This window comes from Streptomyces sp. NPDC037083 (assembly GCF_055606485.1).
In genome coordinates, this window is record NZ_JBVJSQ010000016.1 from 60,458 (window position 1) to 85,460 (window position 25,003).

25 protein-coding genes are annotated in these 25,003 nt (G+C 72.0%); 6 read left to right on the forward strand and 19 right to left on the reverse strand.

The features are described 5' to 3' along the window. The first annotated feature begins 30 nt into the window (after positions 1–30). The 5 genes from ACZ7DE_RS34250 (at position 31) to ACZ7DE_RS34270 (ending at position 4,838) form a co-directional block, all read left to right on the forward strand. Entirely contained in the window at positions 31–774 is a 744-nt protein-coding gene (locus ACZ7DE_RS34250; protein ID WP_470768108.1) for an ABC transporter ATP-binding protein, read from the forward strand. After that, on the forward strand, positions 756–2,195 hold the full coding sequence (locus ACZ7DE_RS34255) for a hypothetical protein (RefSeq protein WP_470768110.1): 1,440 nt from the start codon (positions 756–758) through the stop codon (positions 2,193–2,195). Before ACZ7DE_RS34250 ends, ACZ7DE_RS34255 begins: the two co-directional genes overlap by 19 nt. Positions 2,196–2,357: 162 nt before the next feature. Continuing rightward, a complete protein-coding gene (locus ACZ7DE_RS34260; RefSeq protein WP_470768111.1) occupies positions 2,358–2,777 on the forward strand; it encodes a VOC family protein in 420 nt (139 codons plus the stop codon). A gap of 45 nt (positions 2,778–2,822) precedes the next feature. Next, a complete protein-coding gene (locus ACZ7DE_RS34265) occupies positions 2,823–3,950 on the forward strand; it encodes an LOG family protein (RefSeq protein WP_470768113.1) in 1,128 nt (375 codons plus the stop codon). Between the two features lie 162 nt (positions 3,951–4,112). Further along, positions 4,113–4,838, forward strand: coding sequence for an LAETG motif-containing sortase-dependent surface protein (locus ACZ7DE_RS34270; RefSeq protein ID WP_470768115.1), 726 nt, complete (start codon positions 4,113–4,115; stop codon positions 4,836–4,838). Positions 4,839–4,933: 95 nt separating this feature from the next. Here ACZ7DE_RS34270 and ACZ7DE_RS34275 read toward each other — a convergent pair whose 3' ends face one another. The 11 genes from ACZ7DE_RS34275 to rpsB form a co-directional block, all read right to left on the reverse strand. Next, positions 4,934–5,953: an ABC transporter ATP-binding protein gene (locus ACZ7DE_RS34275; protein WP_470768117.1), complete on the reverse strand. Its 1,020-nt coding sequence runs from the start codon at positions 5,951–5,953 to the stop codon at positions 4,934–4,936. Next, positions 5,953–7,554: an ABC transporter permease gene (locus tag ACZ7DE_RS34280; RefSeq protein ID WP_470768451.1), complete on the reverse strand. Its 1,602-nt coding sequence runs from the start codon at positions 7,552–7,554 to the stop codon at positions 5,953–5,955. The genes ACZ7DE_RS34275 and ACZ7DE_RS34280 overlap by 1 nt, the downstream gene beginning before the upstream one ends. A 74-nt stretch (positions 7,555–7,628) precedes the next feature. Next, positions 7,629–8,711, reverse strand: a complete 1,083-nt coding sequence (locus ACZ7DE_RS34285; protein WP_470768119.1) for a thiamine ABC transporter substrate-binding protein — start codon at positions 8,709–8,711, stop codon at positions 7,629–7,631. A gap of 211 nt (positions 8,712–8,922) precedes the next feature. Beyond that, positions 8,923–10,029, reverse strand: a complete 1,107-nt coding sequence (gene rlmN, locus ACZ7DE_RS34290; RefSeq protein ID WP_470768121.1) for a dual-specificity RNA methyltransferase RlmN — start codon at positions 10,027–10,029, stop codon at positions 8,923–8,925. 187 nt (positions 10,030–10,216) lie between these two features. Then, positions 10,217–11,101, reverse strand: coding sequence for a hypothetical protein (locus tag ACZ7DE_RS34295; protein ID WP_470768123.1), 885 nt, complete (start codon positions 11,099–11,101; stop codon positions 10,217–10,219). 140 nt (positions 11,102–11,241) lie between these two features. Continuing rightward, the gene (locus ACZ7DE_RS34300; protein WP_470768125.1) at positions 11,242–11,691 is read right to left on the reverse strand and encodes an SRPBCC family protein; all 450 of its coding nucleotides are present in this window, start codon (positions 11,689–11,691) and stop codon (positions 11,242–11,244) included. A gap of 177 nt (positions 11,692–11,868) precedes the next feature. Next, on the reverse strand, positions 11,869–13,065 hold the full coding sequence (locus tag ACZ7DE_RS34305) for a phosphatidate cytidylyltransferase (RefSeq protein WP_470768127.1): 1,197 nt from the start codon (positions 13,063–13,065) through the stop codon (positions 11,869–11,871). Then, positions 13,065–13,622 (reverse strand): ribosome recycling factor, encoded by a 558-nt coding sequence (gene frr / locus ACZ7DE_RS34310; protein WP_401312829.1) that lies wholly within the window; start codon positions 13,620–13,622, stop codon positions 13,065–13,067. Before frr ends, ACZ7DE_RS34305 begins: the two co-directional genes overlap by 1 nt. Positions 13,623–13,795: 173 nt before the next feature. Further along, positions 13,796–14,554 carry a UMP kinase gene (gene pyrH, locus ACZ7DE_RS34315; RefSeq protein WP_470768129.1) on the reverse strand — a complete coding sequence of 253 codons (759 nt, stop codon included), beginning with the start codon at positions 14,552–14,554 and terminating at the stop codon, positions 13,796–13,798. A gap of 189 nt (positions 14,555–14,743) precedes the next feature. Beyond that, the gene (gene tsf, locus ACZ7DE_RS34320; protein ID WP_470768131.1) at positions 14,744–15,580 is read right to left on the reverse strand and encodes a translation elongation factor Ts; all 837 of its coding nucleotides are present in this window, start codon (positions 15,578–15,580) and stop codon (positions 14,744–14,746) included. A 160-nt stretch (positions 15,581–15,740) separates the two neighbouring features. Further along, positions 15,741–16,685 carry a 30S ribosomal protein S2 gene (gene rpsB / locus ACZ7DE_RS34325; protein WP_470768133.1) on the reverse strand — a complete coding sequence of 315 codons (945 nt, stop codon included), beginning with the start codon at positions 16,683–16,685 and terminating at the stop codon, positions 15,741–15,743. A 281-nt stretch (positions 16,686–16,966) separates the two neighbouring features. On the opposite strand from rpsB, the gene ACZ7DE_RS34330 reads away from it, so the two are divergent. Further along, positions 16,967–17,647, forward strand: coding sequence for a M23 family metallopeptidase (locus tag ACZ7DE_RS34330; protein WP_470768135.1), 681 nt, complete (start codon positions 16,967–16,969; stop codon positions 17,645–17,647). Positions 17,648–18,161: 514 nt separating this feature from the next. On the opposite strand, the gene ACZ7DE_RS34335 is transcribed toward ACZ7DE_RS34330, so the two are convergent. From ACZ7DE_RS34335 to lepB, 8 genes are all read right to left on the reverse strand, one after another. After that, on the reverse strand, positions 18,162–18,719 hold the full coding sequence (locus ACZ7DE_RS34335) for a TetR/AcrR family transcriptional regulator (protein ID WP_470768452.1): 558 nt from the start codon (positions 18,717–18,719) through the stop codon (positions 18,162–18,164). Between the two features lie 114 nt (positions 18,720–18,833). Next, a complete protein-coding gene (gene whiG / locus ACZ7DE_RS34340; protein ID WP_470768137.1) occupies positions 18,834–19,676 on the reverse strand; it encodes an RNA polymerase sigma factor WhiG in 843 nt (280 codons plus the stop codon). Between the two features lie 264 nt (positions 19,677–19,940). Continuing rightward, entirely contained in the window at positions 19,941–21,101 is a 1,161-nt protein-coding gene (dprA, locus tag ACZ7DE_RS34345; protein ID WP_470768139.1) for a DNA-processing protein DprA, read from the reverse strand. Then, positions 21,098–22,723 carry a YifB family Mg chelatase-like AAA ATPase gene (locus tag ACZ7DE_RS34350; protein WP_470768141.1) on the reverse strand — a complete coding sequence of 542 codons (1,626 nt, stop codon included), beginning with the start codon at positions 22,721–22,723 and terminating at the stop codon, positions 21,098–21,100. The genes dprA and ACZ7DE_RS34350 overlap by 4 nt, the downstream gene beginning before the upstream one ends. Position 22,724: 1 nt before the next feature. Further along, entirely contained in the window at positions 22,725–23,102 is a 378-nt protein-coding gene (locus tag ACZ7DE_RS34355) for a YraN family protein (protein ID WP_470768143.1), read from the reverse strand. A 127-nt stretch (positions 23,103–23,229) separates the two neighbouring features. Continuing rightward, positions 23,230–23,538: a DUF2469 domain-containing protein gene (locus ACZ7DE_RS34360; RefSeq protein ID WP_005311352.1), complete on the reverse strand. Its 309-nt coding sequence runs from the start codon at positions 23,536–23,538 to the stop codon at positions 23,230–23,232. Between the two features lie 56 nt (positions 23,539–23,594). Continuing rightward, positions 23,595–24,128, reverse strand: coding sequence for an NUDIX hydrolase (locus ACZ7DE_RS34365; protein ID WP_470768145.1), 534 nt, complete (start codon positions 24,126–24,128; stop codon positions 23,595–23,597). After that, a complete protein-coding gene (lepB, locus tag ACZ7DE_RS34370; protein WP_470768147.1) occupies positions 24,118–24,900 on the reverse strand; it encodes a signal peptidase I in 783 nt (260 codons plus the stop codon). Before lepB ends, ACZ7DE_RS34365 begins: the two co-directional genes overlap by 11 nt. Positions 24,901–25,003 lie beyond the last annotated feature (103 nt).

A 25,003-nucleotide genomic window follows, 5' to 3' on the forward strand; every position in this document is an offset into this window, starting at 1 on the left:
GAACCACAGATCTGAACCGAGGTGTACGCCATGGAGGCCCCGCCGGACAACGACGTGCTCTGGGCACGCTCCCTGCACTTCACGCACCCCGACGGCTCCCCCGGGCTGGGCGGGGTCTCGCTGGGGGTGCGGGAGGGCGAGATCCTCGCCGTCAGCGGACCGCGCGGCAGCGGCAAGACGACCCTGCTGCGGTGTCTGTCCGGGCTGGCGCCCGCCCAGCGCGGCGAGGTCTGGTTCAACAGCGTCCCCGTGCACACCATGGGCCCGATGGCCCGCGAACGGCTGCGCCGGGACCGCTTCGGCTGGATCGACCCGGCGCCGCTCCTCGTCCCCGAGCTCAACGTCTGGGAGAACGCGGCCCTCCCCCTGATGCTGCGCGGCACCAGCCGCCGCCGGGCCAAGGTCGCCGCCCTGGAGTGGCTGGAGCGCCTGGACGTCGGCGACAGGTCCCGCTGCCGCCCGCACGAGCTCACACAGGCCGAGCGCCAGCGCGTCTGCATCACGCGCGCCCTCGCCCCGGCCCCCTCGGTCCTGTTCGCGGACGAGCCCACGGCGCCCCTGCACCGGGCGGACCGGGCCCACGTCCTGCGCACCCTGACGACGGCCGCCCGCTCCCACGGCATCACCGTGGTGCTGGCCACCCACGACGCGGAGAGCGCGGCCGTCGCCGACCGCACGGTGCCGCTGCTGGACGGGCGCAGGGTGAAGACCGTCCATCTGCCCCCGGTCGCGGAGTCGGAAGGCCGGGGGGCGGCGTGCTCGCTCTCCGTCTGACCCGCAGCGCCCGTCCCGCCGTCCAGTTCCGCCGCCTTCTGGTGGCGACGGCCTCGGCGGGCACCGGCTTCCTCTTCCTGTGCACCCTCGGGCACGCCCTGGCCCACCCGGAGGAAGCGGCGTCCTCCGCGCTCCGGCTCGCCTGGTGCGCGGTCCCGCTGGCCGCCACCGTCTACTTCGCGCGGGCGGTGGCCCGCACCGACCCCGGCACCCGTCCCCGCCCCGGTCTGGCGGCGATCGGGCTGGGCCCGCTCCGCCTGATGGCCGTCTCGGCGACGACGACGGCGCTGTCGACGCTGCTCGGTTCCATGCTGGCCCTCCTGCTCTTCCTCCATCTGCGCGGCGACCTCACGGGCATGCCCTTCGACGGAGCGGCCCAGGACTTCCTGGCGGCAAACCGGCCGCTCCCGCTGCCGGCCGCGCTCACTCTGCTGGCCCTGGCGCCGGTCTCCTCCTGCGTCGCTGTGGCGCTGATGCTCTGCCCGAGGGACGCACGCGTGGCGGCACTGTCGGCGCCGCGGATGTTCGGCCGGTTCGGGGCGTACACGGCGACGGGTCCGAGGGAGAGGCTCGGCACGTACGCCAGGTTCGGCAGCCGGATCGTGCGGCCCGAGGGCGGCAGCGCCGCCGACCCCGTCCCGGCCGCCGTCGCCGCCGGCGGCTCCCACACCCCGGTCAACGGCACGCGGCCGGCGCCGGGCGACGCGGGCCGCCCTGCGGGCCCGGCAGCCGCCGTGGGGCAGGCCGGTGCCGGCGACCCCGGCACCGCGACGGCGTCCCCCGCCGGCATGCCCTTCCCTCAGGACGTCCCCGCCCCCGACCCCACCGCCCTGCCCTGGGGCACGGCCGTGCTGGCCGTCGGGCTGGCCGTGGAGGCGTACGCCAACCGCGGTCCGGACATCGGCGCGCTGCCCCTTCCCGGGGGCCTGCCCGCCGGTCCCGCCGCCGTTCTGCTCGGCTGGATCCTCACCGTCGTGGGCCTCGCGCTCGCCGGCCCCGGCCTCACCCACCTGTGCGGCCGGGCGCTGCAGGCGGTCCGCCCCGGCGCCCTGCGCCTCCTCGCGGGCCGCGGCCTGATGCAGGAGGCGTCCCGTATCGGCCGTCCGCTGGGCGTGGTCTGCGCGGTGGCCTCCGGGGCGTACACGATGGCCTCGCTGAGCGGCCCCGCCGGCCCTTCCTTCGGCCCGCTCACCGCCCTCGGCGCCCTCGTGGTCGTGGGGTGCACGGTCGCCACGCTGCTGACGGCGGCCGTGGAGGCCAGGCAGTGCCGCGCCGACACCACCGCCGCCCTCCTGCGTCTCGGCGCCCCGGCCAAGACGCTGCGCGGCGCCGCCGCCCTGCGCACCGGCGCCCTGCTGGCGCTCTTCGTCCCGCTCACCCTGGCCGTGGCCGAACTCGCGGCGCTTCCCCTGACCGGCTGAGCCCTCTACGGGCGCGGGCCACCGCCCCCGTCGGCCACCGTCCAGCAGCTCCGCCACGCCACTCGAAAAAGGTGCGCGTTCGCCGATGAGTTCCGGGCGGCCCCCCGGTCTACCCCCTCGAGCACCACACACCAGCGACACGAACACCATGGGAGAGACCCGATGAGCACCCCGGCCTACCAGCAGATGATTTTCGTGAACCTGCCCGTGAACGACCTCGACGCCTCGAAGAAGTTCTTCACGGAGCTCGGCTACTCGATCAACCCGCAGTTCAGCGACGACAACGCGGCCTCCGTGGTGATCAGCGACACGATCTGCGCGATGCTGCTCACCAAGCCGTTCTACTCGACCTTCACCAAGAAGGAGATCGCGGACTCCACCCGCACCAGCGAGGTCCTCGTCGCGCTGAGCGCCCGGAGCCGCGAGGAGGTCGACGCACTGGTCGACAAGGCGCTCGCGCTGGGCGGTTCGCCGAGCGGCGAGACCCAGGACCACGGTTTCATGTACGGCCGCGCCTTCGACGACCTCGACGGCCACACCTGGGAAATCGTCTGGATGGACCCGTCGGCCGTCCAGGGCTGACCGAGGACGACCGGCCGCCGGCACGGCAGTGCCTAGCATGGGCGGGTGCATCCGACGACACCCGCCCAGCCGTTCGACGGTTCCCACGACCGTGAGATCGAGTGCCTCGCCGAGTTCGACGAGGTGGTCCGCGCCCACGGCACGCTCTCCCACTTCCGCGTCCAGTCCGTCGACCTGACGGCCCGTACGGACGCCCTCCTCGCCCTGGACACCTCGGGGGCCGTCTTCCTCGGCTGCCCGATGGACCCGGAGGCGGCCACGAAGTGCCGTGCCTCCGGCGCCCTGGTCTTCCCCCCGGTACCGGGCCTGCCCTTCGACCCGTACCGCGGTTTCGTCTACTCCCCCGACGAGTTGTTCGCGTCCCTGGACGAGGGCTACGAGGCGACCCCGGACGCCCTCGCGTACGCCTGGTTCCGGCGCACGAAGGCGGACGGCGACATATTCGGCTCGATGCTCCGCTCGATCCACGACGACGCCATATCCGACGCCCTCGACGAACTCCTCGTCGGGGAGAGCGTGGTGGGCGTCATGGGCGGCCACGCCATGGCGCGGGGCACGGAGGAGTACGCCGGTGCGGCCCGCCTCGGCCGTGAACTCGCCCGCAGCGGGCTCATGGTGGCGACCGGTGGCGGACCCGGCGCGATGGAGGCCGCCAACCTCGGCGCGTACGCGGCGCCGTTCGACGACGAGATGCTCACCGACTCCCTCCGGCTCCTCGCCAAGGCGCCGACGTTCACGCCCTCGGTGACCGACTGGGCGCGGGCCGCCTTCGAGGTCCGCGCGAACCGTCCCGGCGGCGGCCCATCGGTCGCCGTCCCCACCTGGTTCTACGGCCACGAGCCGCCGAACCCGTTCGCCGCGCACATCGCCAAGTACTTCTCCAACGCCACCCGCGAGGACGGCCTGCTGGCCCGCTGCACCTCGGGCGTGGTGTTCCTGCCGGGCGCCGCCGGGACCGTCCAGGAGGTCTTCGACAACGCGACGCCCAACTACTACGAGTCGCGGGGCGAGCCGACGCCGATGGTGCTCGTGGACCGGGCGCACTGGACGGAACGCCTGCCGGCCTGGCCGCTCCTGCGCTCGCTCGCCCGCGAGCGGTCGATGGAGTCCCGTATCGCCCTCGTCGACCGGATCGAGGAAGCGCCGGAGGCGTTGAAACGTCTCGGTGGTTAATAAGCGGGCAAAGGCAACCGCTCGGAGGGGGCACCGCATTGACACTTCTTATGGAACGCTTATAGACCTGTGAGTCTGCTGGGGATGGTGACGCACTCGGCTCACCGGGGGCGCCATCTCCCCCTCCACCCCCCGCAGTTGCGCATCCCGTAAAGGACAAACGTGTCCCTTTCCCGCCGTACCGCCGCACTCTCCGTGCGCACGCTCGGTGTCGTCGCCGCTTCCGCAGCCCTCGCGCTCAGTGCCTCGGGCACCGCGCTGGCCTGCGAGATAGGCGAGTTCTCCGCCGCTGCCGCCTGTGACGGCACGAAGGGCGTCATCACCGTCACCGACAAGGACCCCACGGGCACCCCCGCCGAGATCACCGTCTTCCTCGAGAACAACGGCGGCGATCTGAGGCAGGTCGGCGTGGCCCAGACCGTCAAGGGCTCGAAGAAGGGCGTCACCGTCTCCTTCGCCGAGAACTGGGAGCCCAACGCCGAGTACCGGGTCCACGTCCTGGCTCTCGAGGGCAAGAAGAAGAAGCTCGTCGACGCCGACATCAGCCCGAACGTGACCACCCCGTCCAAGGCCTGCAAGGCCGCGGACACGTCCACCCCCACCGCCACGCCGTCCTCGACTCCGTCGTCGTCGCCGTCGGACACCGCTCCGCCGCCGGCCGAGACGGTCACCGCGTCGCCGTCCCCGTCCGGCTCGGCGAGCGACGACGCCGCGCCCCCGGCCTCCGCGAGCAACGCCCCCTCGGCCGCGGCCCAGGAGTCCAACCTCGCCGAGACCGGCGCCAACTCCAACACCGGTCTGATCGTCGGCATCGCGGCCGTCCTGGTCGTCGTCGGCGGTGGCGCGGTGTTCTTCGGTATGCGCCGCCGCGGGTCCAGCCACCGCTGATCCGCGCCGCCGACCGGCACGAGGCACGTACGCGTGTGGCCCGTCCCCGATCCGGGGCGGGCCACTCGTCTTCGCCGCGGGCGGGCGGGCGTGACTCAGTCCAGCACCACGATTTCGGCGGGGTCGAAGGACACCCCCACCACGCTCCCGACCTCCGGCGCGTCACGCAACGCGCACGCCGCCTCCAGCCTCGGCGCGCCCTCCGGCTGCAGATGCACGGCGACATGCGTGCCCCGGAAGCTGCGGGCGGCGACCGTGCAGCGCAGTCCCTCGCCCGCGTCCACCAGGCGCACGCCGGCCGGACGGACCAGGAGAGTGCGGGCGCCCTGGCCGGAACCCGCCGGAACCGGCGCCTTGCCCCACGGCGTGACCGCGACCTCCCCGGTGACATTGGCCTCCACCACGTTGTCGAAGCCGAGGAACCGGGCCACGAACGCGTCCGCCGGGCGCTGCCAGACCTCGAGGGGAGTGCCGGACTGGGCGATGCGGCCGTCCCGCATCACCACGACCCGGTCGGCCAGCGCGAACGCCTCGCCCTGGTCGTGGGTGACGGCGAGCACGGTGGTCCCCAACCGGTCGAACAGTTGCCGGAGTTCGACGACCAGCCGCTCCCTGAGCGAACGGTCGAGCTGACCGAGCGGCTCGTCGAGCATCAGCAGGCGCGGGCTCGGCGCGAGGGCCCGGGCCAGCGCCACCCGCTGCTGTTCGCCGCCGGAGAGCGCGGTCACGGCGCGGTGCTCCGCCCCGGGCAGCCCGACAAGTTCCAGCAACTCCTTCACGCGTTCGCCCTGTCGTCCACTGGACATGCCGCGCATCCGCAGTCCGAAGGCCACGTTGCCGCCGACGTCCCGCTGCGGGAACAACTGGTGGTCCTGGAACATCAGCCCGAGCGCCCGCCGGTGCGCGGGCACCGCCGCCTGGTCGCGCCCGTCGAGCGAGACCCGCCCCGAGTCCAGGGGCTGGAGTCCGGCCACCGCCCGCAGCAACGTGGACTTGCCGCTGCCGCTGGGCCCGAGCACACACACCACCTCGTGCTCGGCGACCGCGAGATCGACCTCGTCGAGCACGGCCCGGCCGCCGAACCGCACGGTGGCGCGCTGCAGCTCCAGCAACATCACAACTCCCCCGTCCGGTCGGTCCGCAGCCGCTCCAGCACCAGCAGGGCCACCGCGCACACCACCATCAGAATCGTCGAAAGGGCCATCGCCTGGCCGTAGTTGAGCTCTCCGGCCCGCCCCAGCAGTCGCGCCACGGCGACCGGCAGCGTCGGGTTGTCGGGCCGCGCGATGAACACCGTCGCCCCGAACTCCCCCAGCGACACCGCGAAGGCGAACCCGGCCGCGACCAGCAGCGCCCGCCGCACCATCGGCAGGTCCACCTCCCGCCACACCCGCCAGGGCGACGCCCCGAGCACGGCCGCCGCCTCCCGCAGCCGGTGGTCGACCGCCCGCAGCACCGGCAGCATGGTCCGTACGACGAAGGGCACGCCGACCAGCGCCTGGGCCAGCGGCACCAGGATCCAGGCGGCGCGCAGATCCAGCGGCGGCTCGTCGAGCGCGATCAGGAACCCGAAGCCCACGGTCACCGCGGAGACCCCCAGCGGCAGCATCAGCAGCGCGTCGAAGCCCCGGGCCAGCCGGCCGGCGTCCCTGCGGGCGAGGGCGGCCGCGGCGAGCCCGCCGACGGCCACGGCGATCGCGGTCGCGGCGACGGCGTACTGCAGCGAGTTGCCGATCGCGTCGATCGGCGGGACGAGGAAGACGTTGCCGTCGTCGCTGCCCAGCGCCCGGTAGTAGGCGAAGCCGGGCGCGTCGAGCGACCGCTGCACCAGCACCGCGAGCGGCAGCACCAGCAGGACGGCGACGCTCGCGAGCACCCCGGCCAGCAGCGCCCACTGCCCGGCCCCGCGCGGCCGGCGCGCCGTCCCGGCCGCGTCCACCAGCCGCAGCGCCGTCTCGCGCCGGCGCACCGTCCAGGCGTGCACGACGAGGATCGCGCCGACGGCCGCGAACTGGACGACCGTCAGGACGGCGGCCGTGGACAGGTCGAAGATCTCGGAGGTCTGCCGGTAGATCTCCACCTCGAGGGTGGAGAAGGTCGGCCCGCCGAGGATCTGCACCACACCGAAGGAGGTGAAGGTGAACAGGAAGACCATCAGCGCGGCGGCCGCGACGGCGGGCCCGAGCGCGGGCAGGGTGACCGTGCGCCAGGCCCGCAGCCGGGACGCGCCCAGCATCCGCGCCGCCTCCTCCTGCCGCGGGTCGAGCTGCGCCCACAGCCCGCCCACCGTCCGCACGACGACCGCGTAGTTGAAGAAGACGTGCGCGAGCAGGATCGCCCACACCGTGGTGTCGAGGCGGACGCCCCACAGCTCGTCGAGCAGTCCGCCGCGCCCGACGAGCGCGAGGAACGCCGTGCCCACGACGACCGTGGGCAGCACGAACGGGACCGTGACGACGGCGCGCAGCACCTGTCTGCCCGGGAAGTCGAGGCGCGCGAACACGTACGCGCCCGGCAGCGCCACCAGCAGCGTGAGCGCGGTGGAGGCGAGCGCCTGCCAGGTGGTGAACCACAGCACGTGCCGGATGTCGGACTGTCCGAGCACGTCCCACAGCCGCCCGAACCGCCAGGAGCCGTCGACGTGGAGCCCGCGGGCGACGATCGCGGCGACCGGGTAGGCGAAGAACAGCGCGAAGAACGCGACGGGCACGGCCATGAGACCGAGCCGCGCCGCCGCGCTCCCCTTGCCGCGCCCGGCCCCCTCGAGCCCCCTGCCGCCCTTGTCCGAGGCTACTTCAGTACGAGTGACGTCCACGACTTGACCCACTGGTCGCGGTGGCCGGCGATCTTCGCCGGGTCCATGGTCTCGGGGTCCTTGGCGGCGGGCCCGTACTGCGTGAACTCGGCGGGCACGGCCGCCCCCTTCACCACCGGGTACACGAACATGTTGAGCGGCATGTCCTCCTGGAACTTCCTGGACACCAGGAAGTCGATCAGCGCCTTGCCGCCCTTGTCGTTGGCCGCGTTGTCGAGGAGCCCCGCGAACTCGATCTGCCGGAAGCAGGTGCCGGCCGCGACGCCGGTCGGCGCGGTGGTCGGCTTCGGGTCGCCGTAGATCACCTCGGCGGGCGGCGAGGAGGCGTACGAGACGACGAGCGGCCGGTCGGCGTTCGCCTTCTTCCCCCCGGCGGAGCCGGAGAACTCCTCGTTGTAGGCCTGGTCCCAGCCGTCGACCACCTTCACGCCGTTGGCCTTCAGCTTCTTCCAGTACGCCTCCCAGCCGTCGTCGCCGTACTTCGCGGCCGTCCCGAGCAGGAAGCCGAGTCCGGGCGAGGAGGTGGAGGCGTTCTCGGTGACGAGGAGGTTCCGGTAGGCGGGCTTCACCAGGTCGTCGAAGGAGGCGGGCGGGGTCAGCTTGTGCTCGGAGAAGTACTGCTTGTCGTAGTTGACGCAGATGTCGCCGAAGTCGACGGGAGTGACCCGGTGCTTCTGCGCGTCCAGCTGGTACTCGCTGCCGACCTGCCCCAGCCCCTTGGCCTCGTACGACTGGAACAGCCCGTTGTCGAGGGCGCGGGACAGGAGGGTGTTGTCGACGCCGAAGAAAACGTCGCCCTGGGGGTTGTCCTTGGTGAGGATCGCCTTGTTGACGGCCTGCCCGGCATCGCCGTCCTTGAGGACCTTCACCTTGTAGCCGGACTCCTTCTCGAAGTCGGCGAGCACGTCCTTGGAGACGGCCCACGAGTCGTGACTGACGAGGGTGACGGTCCTGGACTGCGCCGGGCCCGCCGCCTCCTTGCCGTCCGTCGACCCGCACGCGGACAACACGACCAGGCCGAGCCCGGCGGCCACGGCCACGACAGTCTTGTTCTGCACTGGATTTTCCTCCTGGGGTTGGCCAGGAAGAGACGCGGCCCCGCCCGGGTCCGCGCGGGACGCCGGGCAGGGCGCAACAGCTCGAGTGATGACCGAACTTCCTACCCAGAATGACCTGGGCGAGGTTCAGAGGGTCTGCGGACCTGGATGCCGCACTCTCAGCGCTGTGGCGCTCCCCTGTCGGAATATGAAGATGTGTACGGTCCTCAGACTACCGCTCGGTGGCCGCGAGCTGACCGCACGCCCCGTCGATCTCCTGACCACGCGTGTCCCGGACGGTCACGGGCACCCCGTGCGCGGCGATCGCCTCGACGAACGCCTTCTCGTCCTCCGGCCGGGAGGCCGTCCACTTCGAGCCCGGGGTCGGGTTCAGCGGGATGAGGTTGACGTGGACGGGCTTGCCGCGCAGCAGCCGTCCGAGCCGGTCCCCACGCCACGCCTGGTCGTTGATGTCGCGGATCAGCGCGTACTCGATGGACAGCCGCCGTCCGGACCGCTCGGTGTACTCGAACCCGGCGTCCAGCACCTCGCGCACCTTCCACCGTGTGTTCACGGGGACGAGGGTGTCGCGCAGCTCGTCGTCGGGAGCGTGCAGGGAGATCGCGAGACGGCACTTGAAGCCCTCGTCGGCGAACCGGTGGATGGCGGGCACGAGCCCGACCGTCGACACGGTGACGCCCCGCTGCGACAGCCCGAGCCCGTCCGGCGCGGGGTCGGTGAGCGCCCGGACGGCGCCGACGACGCGCTTGTAGTTGGCGAGCGGCTCGCCCATCCCCATGAAGACGATGTTCGACAGCCGGGCCGGCCCGCCGGGAACCTCTCCGTCCCGCAGCGCCCTCATGCCGTCGACGATCTGGTGCACGATCTCGGCGGTGGACAGGTTGCGGTCGAGCCCGGCCTGCCCGGTGGCGCAGAAGGGGCAGTTCATACCGCACCCGGCCTGCGAGCTGATGCACATGGTCACCCGGTCCGGGTAGCGCATCAGCACCGACTCCACGAGCGTGCCGTCGAACAGCCGCCACAGGGTCTTGCGGGTGGTCCCCTGGTCCGTCGACAGATGCCGTACGACCGACATCAGGTCCGGCAGCAGCGCCTCGCGCAGCTTCTCGCGGGCGCCGGCGGGGATGTCGGTCCACTCCGCCGGGTCGTGCGCGTACCGGGCGAAGTAGTGCTGCGAGAGCTGCTTGGCACGAAACGGCTTCTCCCCGATCTCCGCCACGACCTCCTTACGCTCGGCGGGCGAGAGGTCGGCGAGATGCCGCGGCGGCTTCTTGGCTCCGCGGGGGGCGACGAAAGTGAGTTCTCCGGGCTTAGGCATGGCGCTACCAGTGTCGCAGATCGATTCCCGTGGCCCGGGCCGCGAGTCGTGCGGGGCCGTCGCCGACGGCCGCTCCTCGTCGTCCCGGGCTCGGGCTCCGGTGGCGTCTGCGCAGGTGAAAGGGGTCCCCGGCCCGGGATCCCTCGAGCAGACAGCAGGGAGGGTGGGCTCGGATCAGAGGTCCGGATCAGATGTCTGGTACGTCGAAGCCGCCCGGGCCGTTCGCTTCGCCGCCCGGGGCGAACCCGTCATGGCCCGGGCCGTCCGACCATCTGCGCCAGCCGTCGTTGAGGTAGTCGTACTCCGGCAGGACGTCCAGCGGCGGTGCCTTCGGGCCGTCAGCGGGTCGGCCGGCTGACGGGTCGGGCCCGTCGAGCGAATCCGTTCCCTCCAATTCCGTGTCGTCGTCGTCCGGTCCCAGCCCCATCGCGTCGAGGAAGCAGCCGGACTCCAAGGTCGTGCCGAGGTCGTCCACGCAGGTGAGCAGCTTTTCGACGTTCAGGGAGTGCACTGCCTTGCCGGTGATCTCCGACAGGTCGTCCAGGATGAGCAGGGGCGTGGGGTGGAGGAGGTACTTGAAGAGCTTGACCACCCGCTCCAGTTCCTCGTTCCCCTCCGCCGCCCTGGTGGCGAGCTCGGCCGCCCAGCCCTCGGCGGAGGCCGTCGGCAGGACGAGCTTGCCGAGGGCGTCGAAGCCGTCGGCCGCGCCCCTCTCACCGATGTGCTCGGTCCCGACGACCGCCTCCTGCATCTCCCCCGGGGTGAGGTCCGCATCGGCCCAGTTGTAGGCACGAAGGAGGACCGCCAGTTCGCCCGCGCGCCGGATGAGGTCCGTCTGGTGGGCGGTGTCGAGGGGGATTGGGCCGGGCAGCTCCGACAGCCTCGGCACCAGCCCCACGACGGCCGTCCACAGTTCGTCCACCGTGCGCCCGAGCTCGTCCCGCTTCCGCCGGTCGCCGAGGAGCCGGGCGGCGTCGCGAGCCGTTCGCAGCAGATGGAGGGCGTGTTGCTCCCAGCATCGCCTCGTCATCGGCGCGAACCCGGGCTGCCGGTGTTCCGCGTCCACGGTCACACCCGTCCCCCTCACGCTGCCGGACATCGGGTTTGTCGACACAGGAAGGTCGACGGTAACCGCTGTCCGGCACCGGCGGGTGAGCGGTGCGACCCGCGAGGCAAGGGCCACAGAAGTGGCGAATGGGCCGGCCGACCTGCCTACGCCGGCCCGTGCTCCAGGTGGTTCTTCAGCAGCCGCTCGTTGTTCGGCAGTTCCTTGCGGACCTGGGGGCGGACCACGAGGGGCAGAAGGACCTTGCCGAAGCCCCTGCCCTCGAAGTCGAGGTCCATGGTCACCCGGGAGCGGCGGCCGTCGTCGAGGGGAGTGATCTCACCGTGCATCCTGCCGCGGATCGGTCCGTCGACGCCCTTCAGACCCCAGGCGTGCGGTGGGTCGTACTCGGTGTACTCCATGGTCATCGGCATCTCGCGGCGGCCGACGTGCCGGGTGACCCGTACCCGGGAGCCGACACCGACGGGCCCGGGGTCGAGCGCCTCCGCCGAGACCGCACTCTGCTGCCATTCCGGCAGATGGGACGGGTCGATCACATACGCCCAGACGTCCTCGGGGCTGCGGTCGACGTCGATCGATTCAGTGAAGTCGGACATGAAGCCCGCCCCCTTTCGGGAGATTCCCCCGAGGGACCGGATTCCCGTCCCCTCAACAGAATCGTCCCACTCGACCGCCCGCCGGGCCACGGCAGCGGGCCCCCGCCCTGGAGAACAGGACGGGGGCCCGCACAAGCCGTCAGGCGCTGCACACGCCCGGGCCGGTCACGCCGTGGGTCAGCCGGAACCCACGAACAGCACGAGCAGCAGCCAGACGACCGGAGCCGTCGGCAGCAGTGAGTCCAGCCGGTCCATGATGCCGCCGTGGCCCGGAAGCAGCGTGCCCATGTCCTTGATGCCCAGGTCCCGCTTGATCATGGACTCGCCGAGGTCGCCGAGCGTGGCGCTGGCCGCGACGGCGAAACCGAGCAGCAGACCCTGCCACCAGGTGCCGTCGTCGATCAGGAACTGCATGCACAGCGCGCCGGCGACCATCGCGAACGACACCGCGCCGAGCAGGCCCTCGCGGGTCTTGCCCGGGCTGATGCGCGGGGCGAGCTTGGTCCTGCCGAAGCGCCAGCCGACCGCGTACGCGCCCGTGTCACTGACGACCGTCAGCAGCAGGAACGTCATGACGCGGAACGCTCCGTCGTCGGCGGTGAGCATCAGCGCGACGAACGTGGCCAGGAACGGAACGTAGAAGGCCGCGAAGACGCCGGCCGTGACGTCCTTCAGATATCCCTCGGGCGGTTCCGTCATCCGCCAGACCAGCACCGCGAGCGCGGTGAGGGCCATGGCGACCCAGGCGCCCTCCGGCCCCCGGACGTATCCGGCGACGACCATCGCGGCGCCGCCGACCGCGAGCGGTACGAGCGGCGCCTTGATGTCCTTGCGCTCCTGCAGCCTGCTGGTCAGCTCCCACAGGCCGACGACGACGGCGACCGCTATCACGCCGACGAACACGGCCTTGACGACGAACAGCGACGCGATGATCACCGCGCCGAGCCCGACCCCGACTCCTATGGCCGCGCCCAGGTCTCGGCCCGCGCTCTTCTTCTGCGGTGCGGGCGCCGGGTGAGGGGCGTCGGGCATGGGCTCCGGATTCTGCGGCACCGCCGCAGAGGGCTGTGCCGTCGGGGTGTCGTCGCTCCGGGCGGCGCGGCCGTGGGGCTCGCCGGCACCGGGCGCGTTGCCGTAGTTCTCGTCTGGGAACAAGGGGCCGCCCAGCCGAGCGGCCCCCCGGTCGTCATCCTGGTTTCCGCCGTGCGCGGGTACGTCGGGGACGATGGGCATGGGGCGAGTCTGCTGCGCCTCAGGCGCATCGTACGCGGGACCCGCCGGGGCGGCCCCCTGGGCAGGCCCCTGGTCGACGGGCCCCCAGTACCCGGCCCGCGACCCGGCGTGTGGCGGTGAGCCCCAGGAAGAGTCGTTCATCAGACCTCGAGCAGCTCCGCTTCCTTGTGCTTCAGGAGCTCGTCCACCTGGGCGACGTACTTCGCGGTGGTGTCGTCGAGCTCCTTCTCCGCACGGCGGCCCTCGTCCTCGCCGACCTCGCCGTCCTTGACGAGCTTGTCGATCGCGTCCTTGGCCTTGCGACGGACCGAGCGGATGGACACCTTGGCGTCCTCGCCCTTGCTCTTGGCGACCTTGATGTAGTCGCGGCGGCGCTCCTCGGTGAGTTCGGGGAACACCACTCGGATGATGTTGCCGTCGTTGCTCGGGTTGACGCCCAGGTCGGAGTCGCGGATCGCCTGCTCGATGTTGCGCAGCGCGCTCTTGTCGAACGGGGTCACGACCGCCATGCGCGGCTCCGGCACGGAGAACGAAGCCAGCTGGTTGATCGGCGTCGGCGCGCCGTAGTAGTCGGCCACGATCTTGTTGAACATCGCCGGGTGCGCACGGCCGGTGCGGATCGCGGCGAAGTCCTCCTTGGCGACCACGACGGCCTTCTCCATCTTCTCCTCGGCCTCGAGGAGGGTCTCTTCGATCACCACTTGCTCCTGCGTGTCTTGAGTAGGCCCGGCTGCGGATCCTTGCGGGGGCGGCGGCCGGCTGCGTCGCGTCTTCTTCCTGCACGGTTCCCGACCGGCAGGACATTGTCCATCCCCCGACCAGGGTCCGTCCCCCGGTCAGGTGTTGTCGTACGAAACCGCGGTTCCACCGATCAGGACCGGCTGCCTTGCTCACCCACAAGCGTGCCGATCTTCTCACCCTTGACGGCGCGAGCGATATTGCCCTCGGCGAGAAGCTCGAAGACGAGGATCGGCAGCTTGTTGTCGCGGCACAGCGTGACGGCGGTGGCGTCGGCGACCTTCAGCTCGCGCGTGATGACCTCGCCGTAGCCGAGGGCGTCGAACTTGACGGCCGCCGGGTTGGTCTTCGGGTCGGAGTCGTAGACGCCGTCCACGCCGTTCTTGCCCATCAGCAGCGCCTCGGCGTCGATCTCCAGGGCGCGCTGCGCGGCGGTGGTGTCGGTCGAGAAGTACGGCATGCCCATGCCGGCGCCGAAGATGACCACGCGGCCCTTCTCCAGGTGGCGCACGGCGCGCAGCGGGATGTACGGCTCGGCGACCTGGCCCATGGTGATGGCGGTCTGCACGCGGCTGTCGATGCCCTCCTTCTCCAGGAAGTCCTGGAGGGCGAGGCAGTTCATGACCGTGCCGAGCATGCCCATGTAGTCCGAACGGGCCCGGTCCATGCCGCGCACCTGGAGTTCGGCGCCGCGGAAGAAGTTGCCGCCGCCGATGACGACCGCGATCTCGGCGCCGTCACGGACGACGGCCGCGATCTCCCGGGCGATCTTGTGCACCACGTCGGGGTCCACGCCCAGGCCGCCGCCACCGGCGAACGCCTCTCCGGACAGCTTCAGCAGAAACCGGCCGCGTACTTTGCCGTCGTCGCTCTTCTCGGCCTTGGTGGTCATGGGAGATCCCGCCTCTTTCACGTGGTGCACATACGAAGAAGGCCATTGCCGGTGGGGTGTCGTGGGCAACCCGTGCGCGGCAATGGCCTCCTCGTCAGATCTGCTGTCGTCCGTCACACGTGCGCGTGACGGCGTACCGGACGACTGCACCCGACCCTATCGGGCCGACGCGTCGATCGCGGTACGGACTCAGATGCCGACCTTGATGCGCGTGAAGCGCTTCAGGGTGACACCGGCCTCGTCCAGGACCTTCTGGACGGACTTCTTGTTGTCGAGCGCGTACGGCTGACCGAGCAGCGTGGCGTCCTTGAAGAAGCCGTTGAGGCGACCCTCGACGATCTTCGGCAGGGCGGCCTCGGGCTTGCCCTCGGCGCGGGTGGTCTCCTCGGCGACGCGGCGCTCGGACTCGACGACCTCGGCCGGCACGTCCTCCTTGGAGAGGTACTTCGGCGCGAAGGCGGCGATGTGCTGGGCGACGCCCTTGGCGATCTCCGCGTTCGGCTTGTCCAGCTCGACGAGGACACCGATCTGCGGGGGCAGGTCGGGCATCGTGCGGTGCATGTAGGCGGTGACGTAACCGTCGGTGAACTGCGCGAAGCGGTCCAGCACGATCTTCTCGCCGAGGTTGGCGTTGGCCTCGTCCACGAACGCCTGGACGGTCTTGCCGGGCTCGATCTCGGAGGCGAGGAGCGCCTCGATGTCGGCCGGGGCGGTCTTGGCGACGTGCTCGGCGATCGCGGTGGCGACGGCCTGGAACTTGTCACCCTTGGCGACGAAGTCCGTCTCGCACTTCAGCTCGACGAGGACGCCGGAGGAGTTGTCGTCGGCGATGATCGAGACCACGGCGCCGTTCTCGGCGGAGCGGCCCTCGCGCTTGGCGACGCCCTTCTGGCCCTTGATCCGGAGCGCTTCGACGGCCTTGTCGACGTTGCCCTCGGCCTCGTCCAGCGCCTTCTTGCAGTCCATCATGCCGGCGCCGGTGAGCTCACGGAGCTTCTTGACGTCAGCGGCGGTGTAGTTCGCCATGATCTGTGAATCTCTCTCGGAGTTCGAAGTCTCGAAGATCTACGAAGATCTGGGGGCTGTGGGTGAACGGCGGGCGGCGCACTCGGCGCCCCCCGCCGTCACTTCGTCCCTGGGCCGTGCGGACGCGAGGCGACCGCACGGCTCACGGCCTGACTCAGGCCTACTCGCCCTCGGCGGCCGGAGCGGCCTCGGCGGCGGGGGCGGCCTCGGCGGCGGGGGCCTCGACGGCCTCGGCGGCGGGAGCCTCAGCCTCGGCAGCCGGGGCCTCGGCCTCAGCGGCGGCCTCGGCCGGCTTCTCGGCGGCGTCGTCCGCCTTCTCGGCGTCGGCCTTCTTCTCGCCCTCGAGCAGGTCGCGCTCCCAGGCGGCCAGCGGCTCGCCGGCGGCCTTGTCGCCCTTGTCGCCGGTGGCGACGCCGGAGCGGGAGATGAGGCCCTCGGCGACGGCGTCGGCGATCACGCGGGTGAGCAGGGTGACGGAGCGGATCGCGTCGTCGTTGCCCGGGATCTTGTAGTCGACCTCGTCGGGGTCGCAGTTGGTGTCGAGGATGGCGACGACCGGGATGTTGAGCTTCCGGGCCTCGCCGACCGCGATGTGCTCCTTCTTGGTGTCCACGATCCAGACGGCGCTGGGCACCTTGGACATCTCGCGGATACCGCCGAGGGTCTTCTCCAGCTTGGCCTTCTCACGCGAGAGGACCAGGAGCTCCTTCTTCGTCAGACCCGAGGCGGCGACGTCCTCGAAGTCGATGAGCTCGAGCTCCTTGAGGCGCTGCAGACGCTTGTAGACGGTCGAGAAGTTGGTGAGCATGCCGCCCAGCCAGCGCTGGTTGACGTAGGGCATGCCGACGCGGGTGGCCTGCTCGGCGATGGCCTCCTGCGCCTGCTTCTTCGTGCCGACGAACATGACCGTGCCGCCGTGGGCGACGGTCTCCTTGACGAACTCGTAGGCGCGGTCGATGTACGACAGCGACTGGAGCAGGTCGATGATGTAGATGCCGTTGCGCTCGGTGAAGATGAAGCGCTTCATCTTCGGGTTCCAGCGACGGGTCTGGTGACCGAAGTGGACGCCGCTTTCCAGCAGCTCCCGCATCGTGACGACGGCCATGGCCGTTCTCCTTGTTTTTCTCGGTTGTGCCGCAGGGGCCGGACGGCTCCCGCGCCTGACGCCCGCGATGCGCCGAGCCGCTGAGGACCGAGGGGCGCGAGTACCGGAAGACCGGCCGGAGCCGGCCCCCGATACCGGGGCGTGCGAAGTCGACCCGGTGACCCGGATCGCCAGAAGAAGTGTACGTGACCCGCGAGGTACCGGGTGACGCCGCTGTCCACAACCGGTGGGCGGTCCACAGGCCCGGGGCCCTGACCGGCGGGATGCGGAACGGTTCTCCCATGCGTGCGAAGCGATGCCTCGGCGGCCTGGCGCCGCTCCTGACGATCATGACGCTGGCGTCCGTGGCGTGGGCGAACCCGCAGGCCCCGCCCCGGACCCCGGAGCCCCCACCGGCCCCGGCTGCCCCGGCTGCCCCGGCTGCCCTCTCGACCTCTCCAGCCCCGTCGGTTCCTCCAGCCCCTTCGATCCCTTCAACCCCAACCGGCCCAACTGTCTCTGCCGTCCCGGCGGTGGGTCGGGTCTGGCCGGTGGGCACGCGCCCGACGGTGGTCCGCGGCTGGGATCCCCCGGCGACGCCGTACGCCCGCGGCCACCGGGGGGTCGACCTGGCGGCCGCTCCGAACGCCCCGGTGAGGGCCGTGGCCGCCGGGCGGGTGTCCTTCGCCGGCCAGGTGGCGGGCAGGGGCGTCGTCGCGGTGGAACTCACGGGGACGGGCGAGCCTCCCCTGCGGACGACGTACGAGCCGGTACGGGCGTCGGTGCGCAAGGGCGACGAGGTGACTCCGGGGCAGGTCGTCGGCACGGTGGAACCGACGGGCTCGCACTGCCCGCACGCCTGCGTGCACTGGGGGCTGCTGAGAGGCGGGGCCTATCTGGACCCGCTGTCGCTGCTGCCCCCGTGGCTGTGGCGGAGGGGCCCGTCACGGCTGCTGCCGGTGCTCGGCGTACCCCTACCGTGACCGGACCACCACCTCCGCGGCGGCCGGGTCCTCAGACGCCGGGTCCTCAGCCGTCGGGTCACCTCAGCCGCCGGCTCCTCAGCCGTCGGCTCCCCGGCCACCGGGGTCGGCGACCGGGTCCTCAACCGCGGCTCCCCAGTCGTCGGCCACCGGCTCCTCAGCCATCGGCTCCCCAGCCGCCGGGCATCGGCCGTCGGTTCCCGGCCGTCAGCTCCTCGGTCAACGGCCGTCGGTTTCCCGGCCGTCAGCTTCTCAGCCGTGTGCTCCCCGCGGGCGTCGGCCATTGGCTCCCCGACCGCCGGGCGCCAGGCCACCGGCTCCTTAACCGCCCGTTCCCCGGTCGTCGGCCACCGGATCCTCAGCCACGGCCTACCCGGCCGCCGGTCGCCGTCTCCCCGGCTGCCAGCTCCGGCAGCCGTCGGCTCCCCGGCCACTGGGTCCTCAGCCACCCGTTCCCCGGTCGTCGGCACCGGCTCCTCGGTCGCCGGCCACCAGCTCCCCGCCCGTCAGTTCCTCAGCCGCCGACCCCGCGCAGCGCCATCGCCACCGCCGCATCCGTGATCGCCGCGGGGTCCTCCGCGGCTCCGAGCTCGATCCGGCGCACGGCCGCGTCGACGACTCCCTGCAGAAGCATGGCCGCCAGCCGGGGCTGCGGGTGCCCCAGTTCCGCCAGGGCCTCCCCGATCATGGCCACGAGCCCGCCGTGGGCCGCCCGGATCTTCTCCCGGGCCGCGGCGTCCAGTTCGCTCGCCGAGATCGCCACGACGGCCCGGTGGCGCCGGTCGCCGACCAGCGCGAGCTGGCGCCGTACATACGCCTCGATCTTGGCCTGCGCCCCGTCGGCCGCGGCCATGGCCGCCTCGACCTCGGCGGCCCACACGGGGAAGTCGACCTCGCACAGCTCCTCGACCACGGCGGCCCGTGACCGGAAGTACTCGTACACGGAGGAGCGCGCGAGCCCCGTCCGCTCGGCGAGGGCCGGGAAGGTCAGCGCCTCCGTCCCGCCCTCGGACAACAGGGAGCGTGCCGCGTCCAGGAGGGCGGCACGCTGCATCGACCGGTGCTCGGCCACGGAGGCCGCTCGAATCCTTGGCACGTCAACCACTCTACGGACGCTGCGCCCCCGGCGGGAGTGACCGCGGCCGTACTCCTGGCGGAACCGGCCGCGGGCCCGGGCCGGCCCGGGTCAACGACCGAAGCTCGCCAGTTTCGCACGCAACTGGAGAACGGACTTGGTGTGGATCTGACTGACCCTGCTCTCGGTCACGCCCAGCACGTTGCCGATCTCCGCGAGCGTCAGCCCCTCGTAGTAGTACAGCGTGACGACCTTCTTCTCCCGGTCGGGCAGCGTGTTGATCGCCCGGGCCAGAAACCGTCTGAGCTCCCGGTCCTCGGCCACCTCCACGGGGTTGTCGGCGGCGGTGTCCTCGAGGGTGTCCATGAAGCTGAGGCCGTCCCCGTCCTCACCCCCGACGTGCAGCAGCTCCTCCAGCGCCACCACGTTGGCCAGCGACAACTGACTGAACACGGCGTGCAGTTCGTCCACCGCGATGCCCAGCTCGGCGGCCACCTCGCACTCCGACGGCGTCCGCCGCAGCCGTGCCTCCAGCGTCGCGTAGGCGCGCTCCACGTTGCGCGCCTTCTGCCGCACCGACCGCGGGATCCAGTCCAGGGCCCGCAGCTCGTCGATCATCGCGCCGCGGATCCGGGTGATCGCGTACGTCTCGAACTTGATCTCCCGGCCGATGTCGAACTTCTCGATCGCGTCGATCAGTCCGAAGACCCCGGAGGAGACGAAGTCGGCCTGCTCCACGTTCGGCGGCAGCCCGACGCTCACCCGTCCCGCCACGTACTTCACCAGCGGCGAGTAGTGCAGGATCAGCTGTTCGCGCAGCCGCTCGTCCCCCGTCGCCTTGTACGACCGCCACAGCTCGTCGAGCGTCGAGGGAGCGGGCGGCCGCACGCTGCCACCGTCACGGGCGGCTGGGGGGATAGCCGCCCGGTCGGACCCGGAGGTGTGCTGGGGCATTCGTCGCCTTGTGCCGTTCTGCCGTGAAGTGCGTGTGGTGGGTACCGCGTGGTGCAGTGGTGCCGTTCTGTGCCGGAATCCTCGTGAGCGTAGCGTGACTGTGGTGTCGCGGTGCGCGAAGGGCGGGCCCCGACCGGTACGCAGATACGTTCCGCTGAGCGCCCTCCAGGGCCGCCGCGATCGCTGCGGGTGACCGCCGAGGCGGGTCAACTACCTGAATTCCCAAGGCTTTCGGCATTCCCCCGGACGGCCGAACCCCCCGGGTCAACACGGAGGACGACCCCCTCGAACGGAGACCATCGCCTGGCGTGTCAACTTCCAGCCGTCGCCGTGTCGTTCGACGTAGCCCAGCGCTCTGAGCTCGTACAGCCTGGCGATGGCGTCGTCCGGTGTGGTCCGGGCCTCGCGGGCGATCTCGTCGGCCGCCGCGGGCCGCCGGGCGGGGAGCGCGGCCAGGACGCGACGGGCGTCCGGCTCCAGCAGATCGCGCGGCAGCACCGGCCCCCGCCGGTCCGGAGCGAGCTCGCCCATGTCTCCGACCAGCTCGACGACCTCCGCCGCGTCGGTGACCAGCACGGCCTCGCCCCGCAGCAGCTCGTGCACCCCTGCCGACAGGCTGCTGGTGGCCGGTCCGGGGACTCCCATGGTGTGCCGCCCCAGCCGCTGCGCCGCCCGTGCGGTGACCAGCGAGCCGCTGCGGTAGGCGGCCTCGACGACGACCGTGCCCCGGGTGAGCGCGGCGATCACCCGGTTGCGCAGGATGAATCTGCTCGGGGTGGGATGGTCTCCGGGCGGCAACTCCCCGACCACCAGTCCCTGTTGGGCGATGCGGCCGATCAGCTCCGTGTGGCCGCTCGGGTAGGGCCGGTCGACCCCGCAGGCGAGGACGGCGACGGTGGCGCCGCCCGCTCCGAGGGCGCCCCGGTGGGCGGCGCCGTCGACCCCGTAGGCCCCGCCGGACACCACCACCCACCCTCGTTCGGCGAGTCCGCAGGACAGGGCGGCCGCCATGTGGGCGCCGTACTCGGTGCAGGCGCGGGCGCCGACGACGGCGACCGACCGCAGCGCCCACATCCGCAGACTGGGCCGCCCCCGTACCCACAGCCCCAGCGGCCGGGCGTCCCCGAGCTCGTCCAGCGTTCCCGGCCACTCGGCGTCGCCGGGGCACACGTAGCGCACCCCGGCCTCCCGGGCGACGGCCAGATCCCGTTCCGGTTCGGCCCGCGCGGCCCGCGCCCGCATCCCGGCCCACCGCCGCGCGGTCACCCCGGGCAGCGGCTCGCCGTCGCCACACAGCCGGCGTACCACCTCCAGGACGCCCCGCTCCCGCACCCACTGCCCACCCACCTCGTCCCCTGGCTCGACGACGCGCCCGAGGAAGACGCGGGCGAGCCGGTCGTCGACCGGTGCGCCGCCGCCGTTCACGTCAGCGCCCCGAGAACCATCGGGACCCCGCGCGGCACGCCCGTGCGCAGTTGCAGGGCAAGGGCCACGTCCATCGTGTCGGGCCGGTCGTGGCCGACGAGGTCGGCGACGGTCCAGGCGACGCGCAGCACGCGGTCGAGTCCCCGGGCGGTCAGCATCCCGCGCTCCAGGTTGCGCTCCGCCTCGTCCATGGCCCCGGTCGCGGCGTGCCAGCGACTGCGCAGCTCACGGCCCGGCACTTCGCTGTTGGTCCGCCATGGAGTGCCCGCCAGCCGGGCCGCCGCCCGCTCGCGGGCGGCCCGCACCCGGTCGGCGACGGTGGCCGTGGACTCACCACCGGGGCCGCGGTGGGCGAGCTCGGCCCGGCTGACCGGGTCGACCTCGACCCTCAGGTCGACCCGGTCGAGCAGGGGGCCGGACAGTCGTGCCTGGTACCGGCGGATCGCGGAGGGCGGACACTCGCACAGGGTGTCCCGCTGCGAGAACCGGCCGCAGGGGCACGGGTTGGCGGCGAGCACCATCAGGAACCGGGCCGGGAACCGCACCACGCCGGCGCTTCGCGCGATCACCACATGGCCCGCCTCCAGCGGCTGGCGCAGGGCGTCGAGGGCGTGGCTGCCGAATTCCGGGGTCTCGTCGAGGAAGAGCACCCCGCGGTGCGCCAGGGAGACGGCGCCGGGGCGGGCGCCCCCGGGACCTCCCCCGACCAGCGACTGCATCGTGGCCGAGTGGTGCGGGGCGCAGTACGGGGGCACGTCGATGAGGGGCTTGCCCGGCGGCAGCAGTCCGGCCACCGAGTGCACCGCCGTGACCTCCAGCGACTCCTGCCTGCTCAACCGGGGCAGAACCGCCGGCAGGCGCTCGGCGAGCATGGTCTTTCCCGCTCCCGGCGGCCCTTCCAGGAAGAGGTGGTGTCCGCCGGCGGCGGCCACCTCGACCGCGGTGCGCGCCGAGCGCTGGCCGACGACGTCCGCGAGGTCGTGTTCCTGGTCCTGCTGGGCGGCGCCCATGCTGTGCATGCCGGTGGCCGCGCCGGTGCCGGGCATCCGCAGGCCGGCCATGAGCGGATCCGGACGGCCCGCCTCGTCGGGCTCCTCGTCGGGCACGGGCTCGTCCGCGAGGACGGCGATCAGTTGCCGCAGGCTGCGCACCCCGAGCACGGAGACGCCCGGTACCAGTGACGCCTCGGCGGCGGCGCACTCCGGCACCACCACCTGTTCGTATCCGGCGTCGGCCGCGGCCAGCACCGCGGGGAGGATGCCCCGGACCGGGCGCACCCGTCCGTCCAGGCCCAGTTCCCCGATCATCACGATGTCGGCGAGGACCCTCGGGTCGATCCGTTCGGCCGCGCCGAGCACGGCGCAGGCGACGGCGAGGTCGAAGCCCGATCCGCCCTTGGGCACCGAGGCCGGGCTGAGTCCGACGGTGAGCTTCTTCTGCGGCCACTCGCCGCCCGAGTTCACCACCGCGGCCCGCACCCGGTCCCGGCTCTCGCTCAGGCTCTTGTCCGGCAGCCCCACCAGCGTGAACGCGGCCACTCCGGGTTCCAGGTCGGCCTGGACCTCGACCACGACCCCTTCGACGCCCACCAGCGCCACCGAGCACGTACGCGCGAACCCCATCTCAGGCCACCCCCCGCGCGTGCTCGACGACGGCCGCTCCGCGGCTGGGCAGGACCACCCCGACGAGGTCGATGCGGACGCCGCCCGGTGGGGCTCCCCCGTGCGCCTGGATCCACCGCGCGGCGAGAGCGCGCAGCCGCTCGGCCTTCTCCGGCGTCACCGCCGCCATCGGGTGCTGGAACGCGCCGCCCCGGCGGGTCTTCACCTCGCAGACGACCAGGACGTCGCCGTCCCGGGCGACGATGTCGATCTCGCCGTTCCTGCCGCAGCGCCAGTTGCGCTCCAGGACCGTCATCCCGGCCTCGGCCAGCCGCCGTGCGGCCAGATCCTCGCCGTACCTGCCGAGCGCGCCTCGGGCCAGATCCGTGTGCGTGTTCATGTGGGCACCACCTCCGGCACCCACGCTCACGCATCCGCCGCCACGAAAAGGATCTTGGTGGAGAACCCGGCGGCTGTGGACAACCCCGTCACTCACACGGGCGTGCGGGAGACGGGCTCAGGCGATCTCAGCTGCCCGGGAGCTCCAGATCGCTCTTGTTCAGCTCCTCGATGTTCACGTCCTTGAACGTGAGCACCCGCACCTGCTTCACGAACCGGGCCGGCCGGTACATGTCCCACACCCAGGCGTCCGCCATCGACACCTCGAAGAACACCTCGCCCTGGACCGAGTGCACCTGCATCTCGTAGTCGTTGGTGAGGTAGAAGCGCCGCTCGGTCTCGATCACGTATTTGAACAGACCGACGACGTCGCGGTACTCCCGGTAGAGCTTCAGCTCCATCTCGGTCTCGTACTTCTCGAGGTCCTCGGCGCTCATGGCATGTTCCCCTTCAGCCGTGCGATCTCCCCATTGTGCGCCAGTCCCGCGCGCCCCTAGACGATTTCCGTGTCAAGGGTTACGGGTCCGGCCGGGAGACCTTCGTCCAACAGCTTGCACAGCAGCTCGGCGAGTCTGGTCGGATACACCGTCTCATGTGCCTGGGTCAGTTCCTGACACGTCCACCAACGCGCTCCGGCGACACTGCGCCGCTCCAGCTCGGTCAGGGCCGTCGCCCGGGTCGCCGTCACGGTCGTGCGGGCCAGGTAGTACCACTCGTCCTGGTCCCAGCGTCGGCCCGCGAACGGGAAGGAGCACATCCGGCGCCACAGCACCGGGCCCAGCTCGACCTCGGTGATGCCGGTCTCCTCGACGAGTTCCCGCAGAGCGGCCTCTTCACGGGTCTCGTCGCCCTCCACCCCGCCGCCGGGGGTGAACCACCAGTCGTTCGCCGGATCGTCCGGCTCATGGCCGTGCAGCAGCAGGATGCGGTCCCGCGGGTCGAGAAGGACGACCCTGGCGACCTTGCGCAGCCCGCCCTCGTAGGAGTCGGCGCTCGTCCCCGTCGGCTCGTCGGCCTCAGCGGGCACCGGCGGACTCCGGCCGCACGCGGTCGCGGCGGCCCGACGTCCGCTTGGCGATCGGCCCGTACGCGCCGCCGCCGAGGACCAGCACCGCCCCGACGACGATCAGCCAGCCGATCATGGCCAGCGGGCCGGGCTCGGAGAGGGCGCCGAGGGTCTCGAAGCCCGTCGGCCGCTTGAGCATGCCGTCCATGGGCCAGACGACGGCGTCGACGCGGGCCTTGACGGCGCTGCGCGCCACCGTGCCCTGGGCCGCGTCCGTGAGGTGGGCGGTCGAGTCCAGCGAGCCCTGCCGCTCGTCGCCGAGCAGGAAGAGCCTGCCGTCGGGGACCTTCACGGTCGGGAAGTTCTTGATCTCGGCCAGGGTGCCCGGGGGCAGATACGGTTCTTCGATCTGCTCGCCGTTGACGGTCAGCTTGCCGTCGGTGCAGCAGGCGACCGTGTCGCCGCCGACCGCGACCACGCGCTTGACCACGGGCGCGTTGCTCGCCCAGGTCTTGTCGGTGAAGACGACGACGTCCCCGCGGCGCACCTCGCCGCCGTCGACCCGCTCGGCCAGCACGCGGTCGCCGGCGGCGATGGTCGGGCTCATGGAACTGGTGGGCACGGTGTACGGCCGGTAGACCAGGGCTGCCCAGCCGAATCCGCCGAGGAACAGCACCAGGCCCAGTGCGACGGCCAGGCCGGACAGAAGCTGTCCGGTCCGGCTGCCCACCGGGCCGTTGCTGGTGCCACCGCCGCTGTGCGGGGCCGTACGCGTAGTGCTCTCGCCACCCATGGATCCGCACCCTACCCGGCGGTACCGAACCGGGTCAGCCCTTGGTCCCGGGTCTTCACAGCCTCGGTCGCAAGCTTGGGAAAGGGTTTGCCGAGCGGGAGGC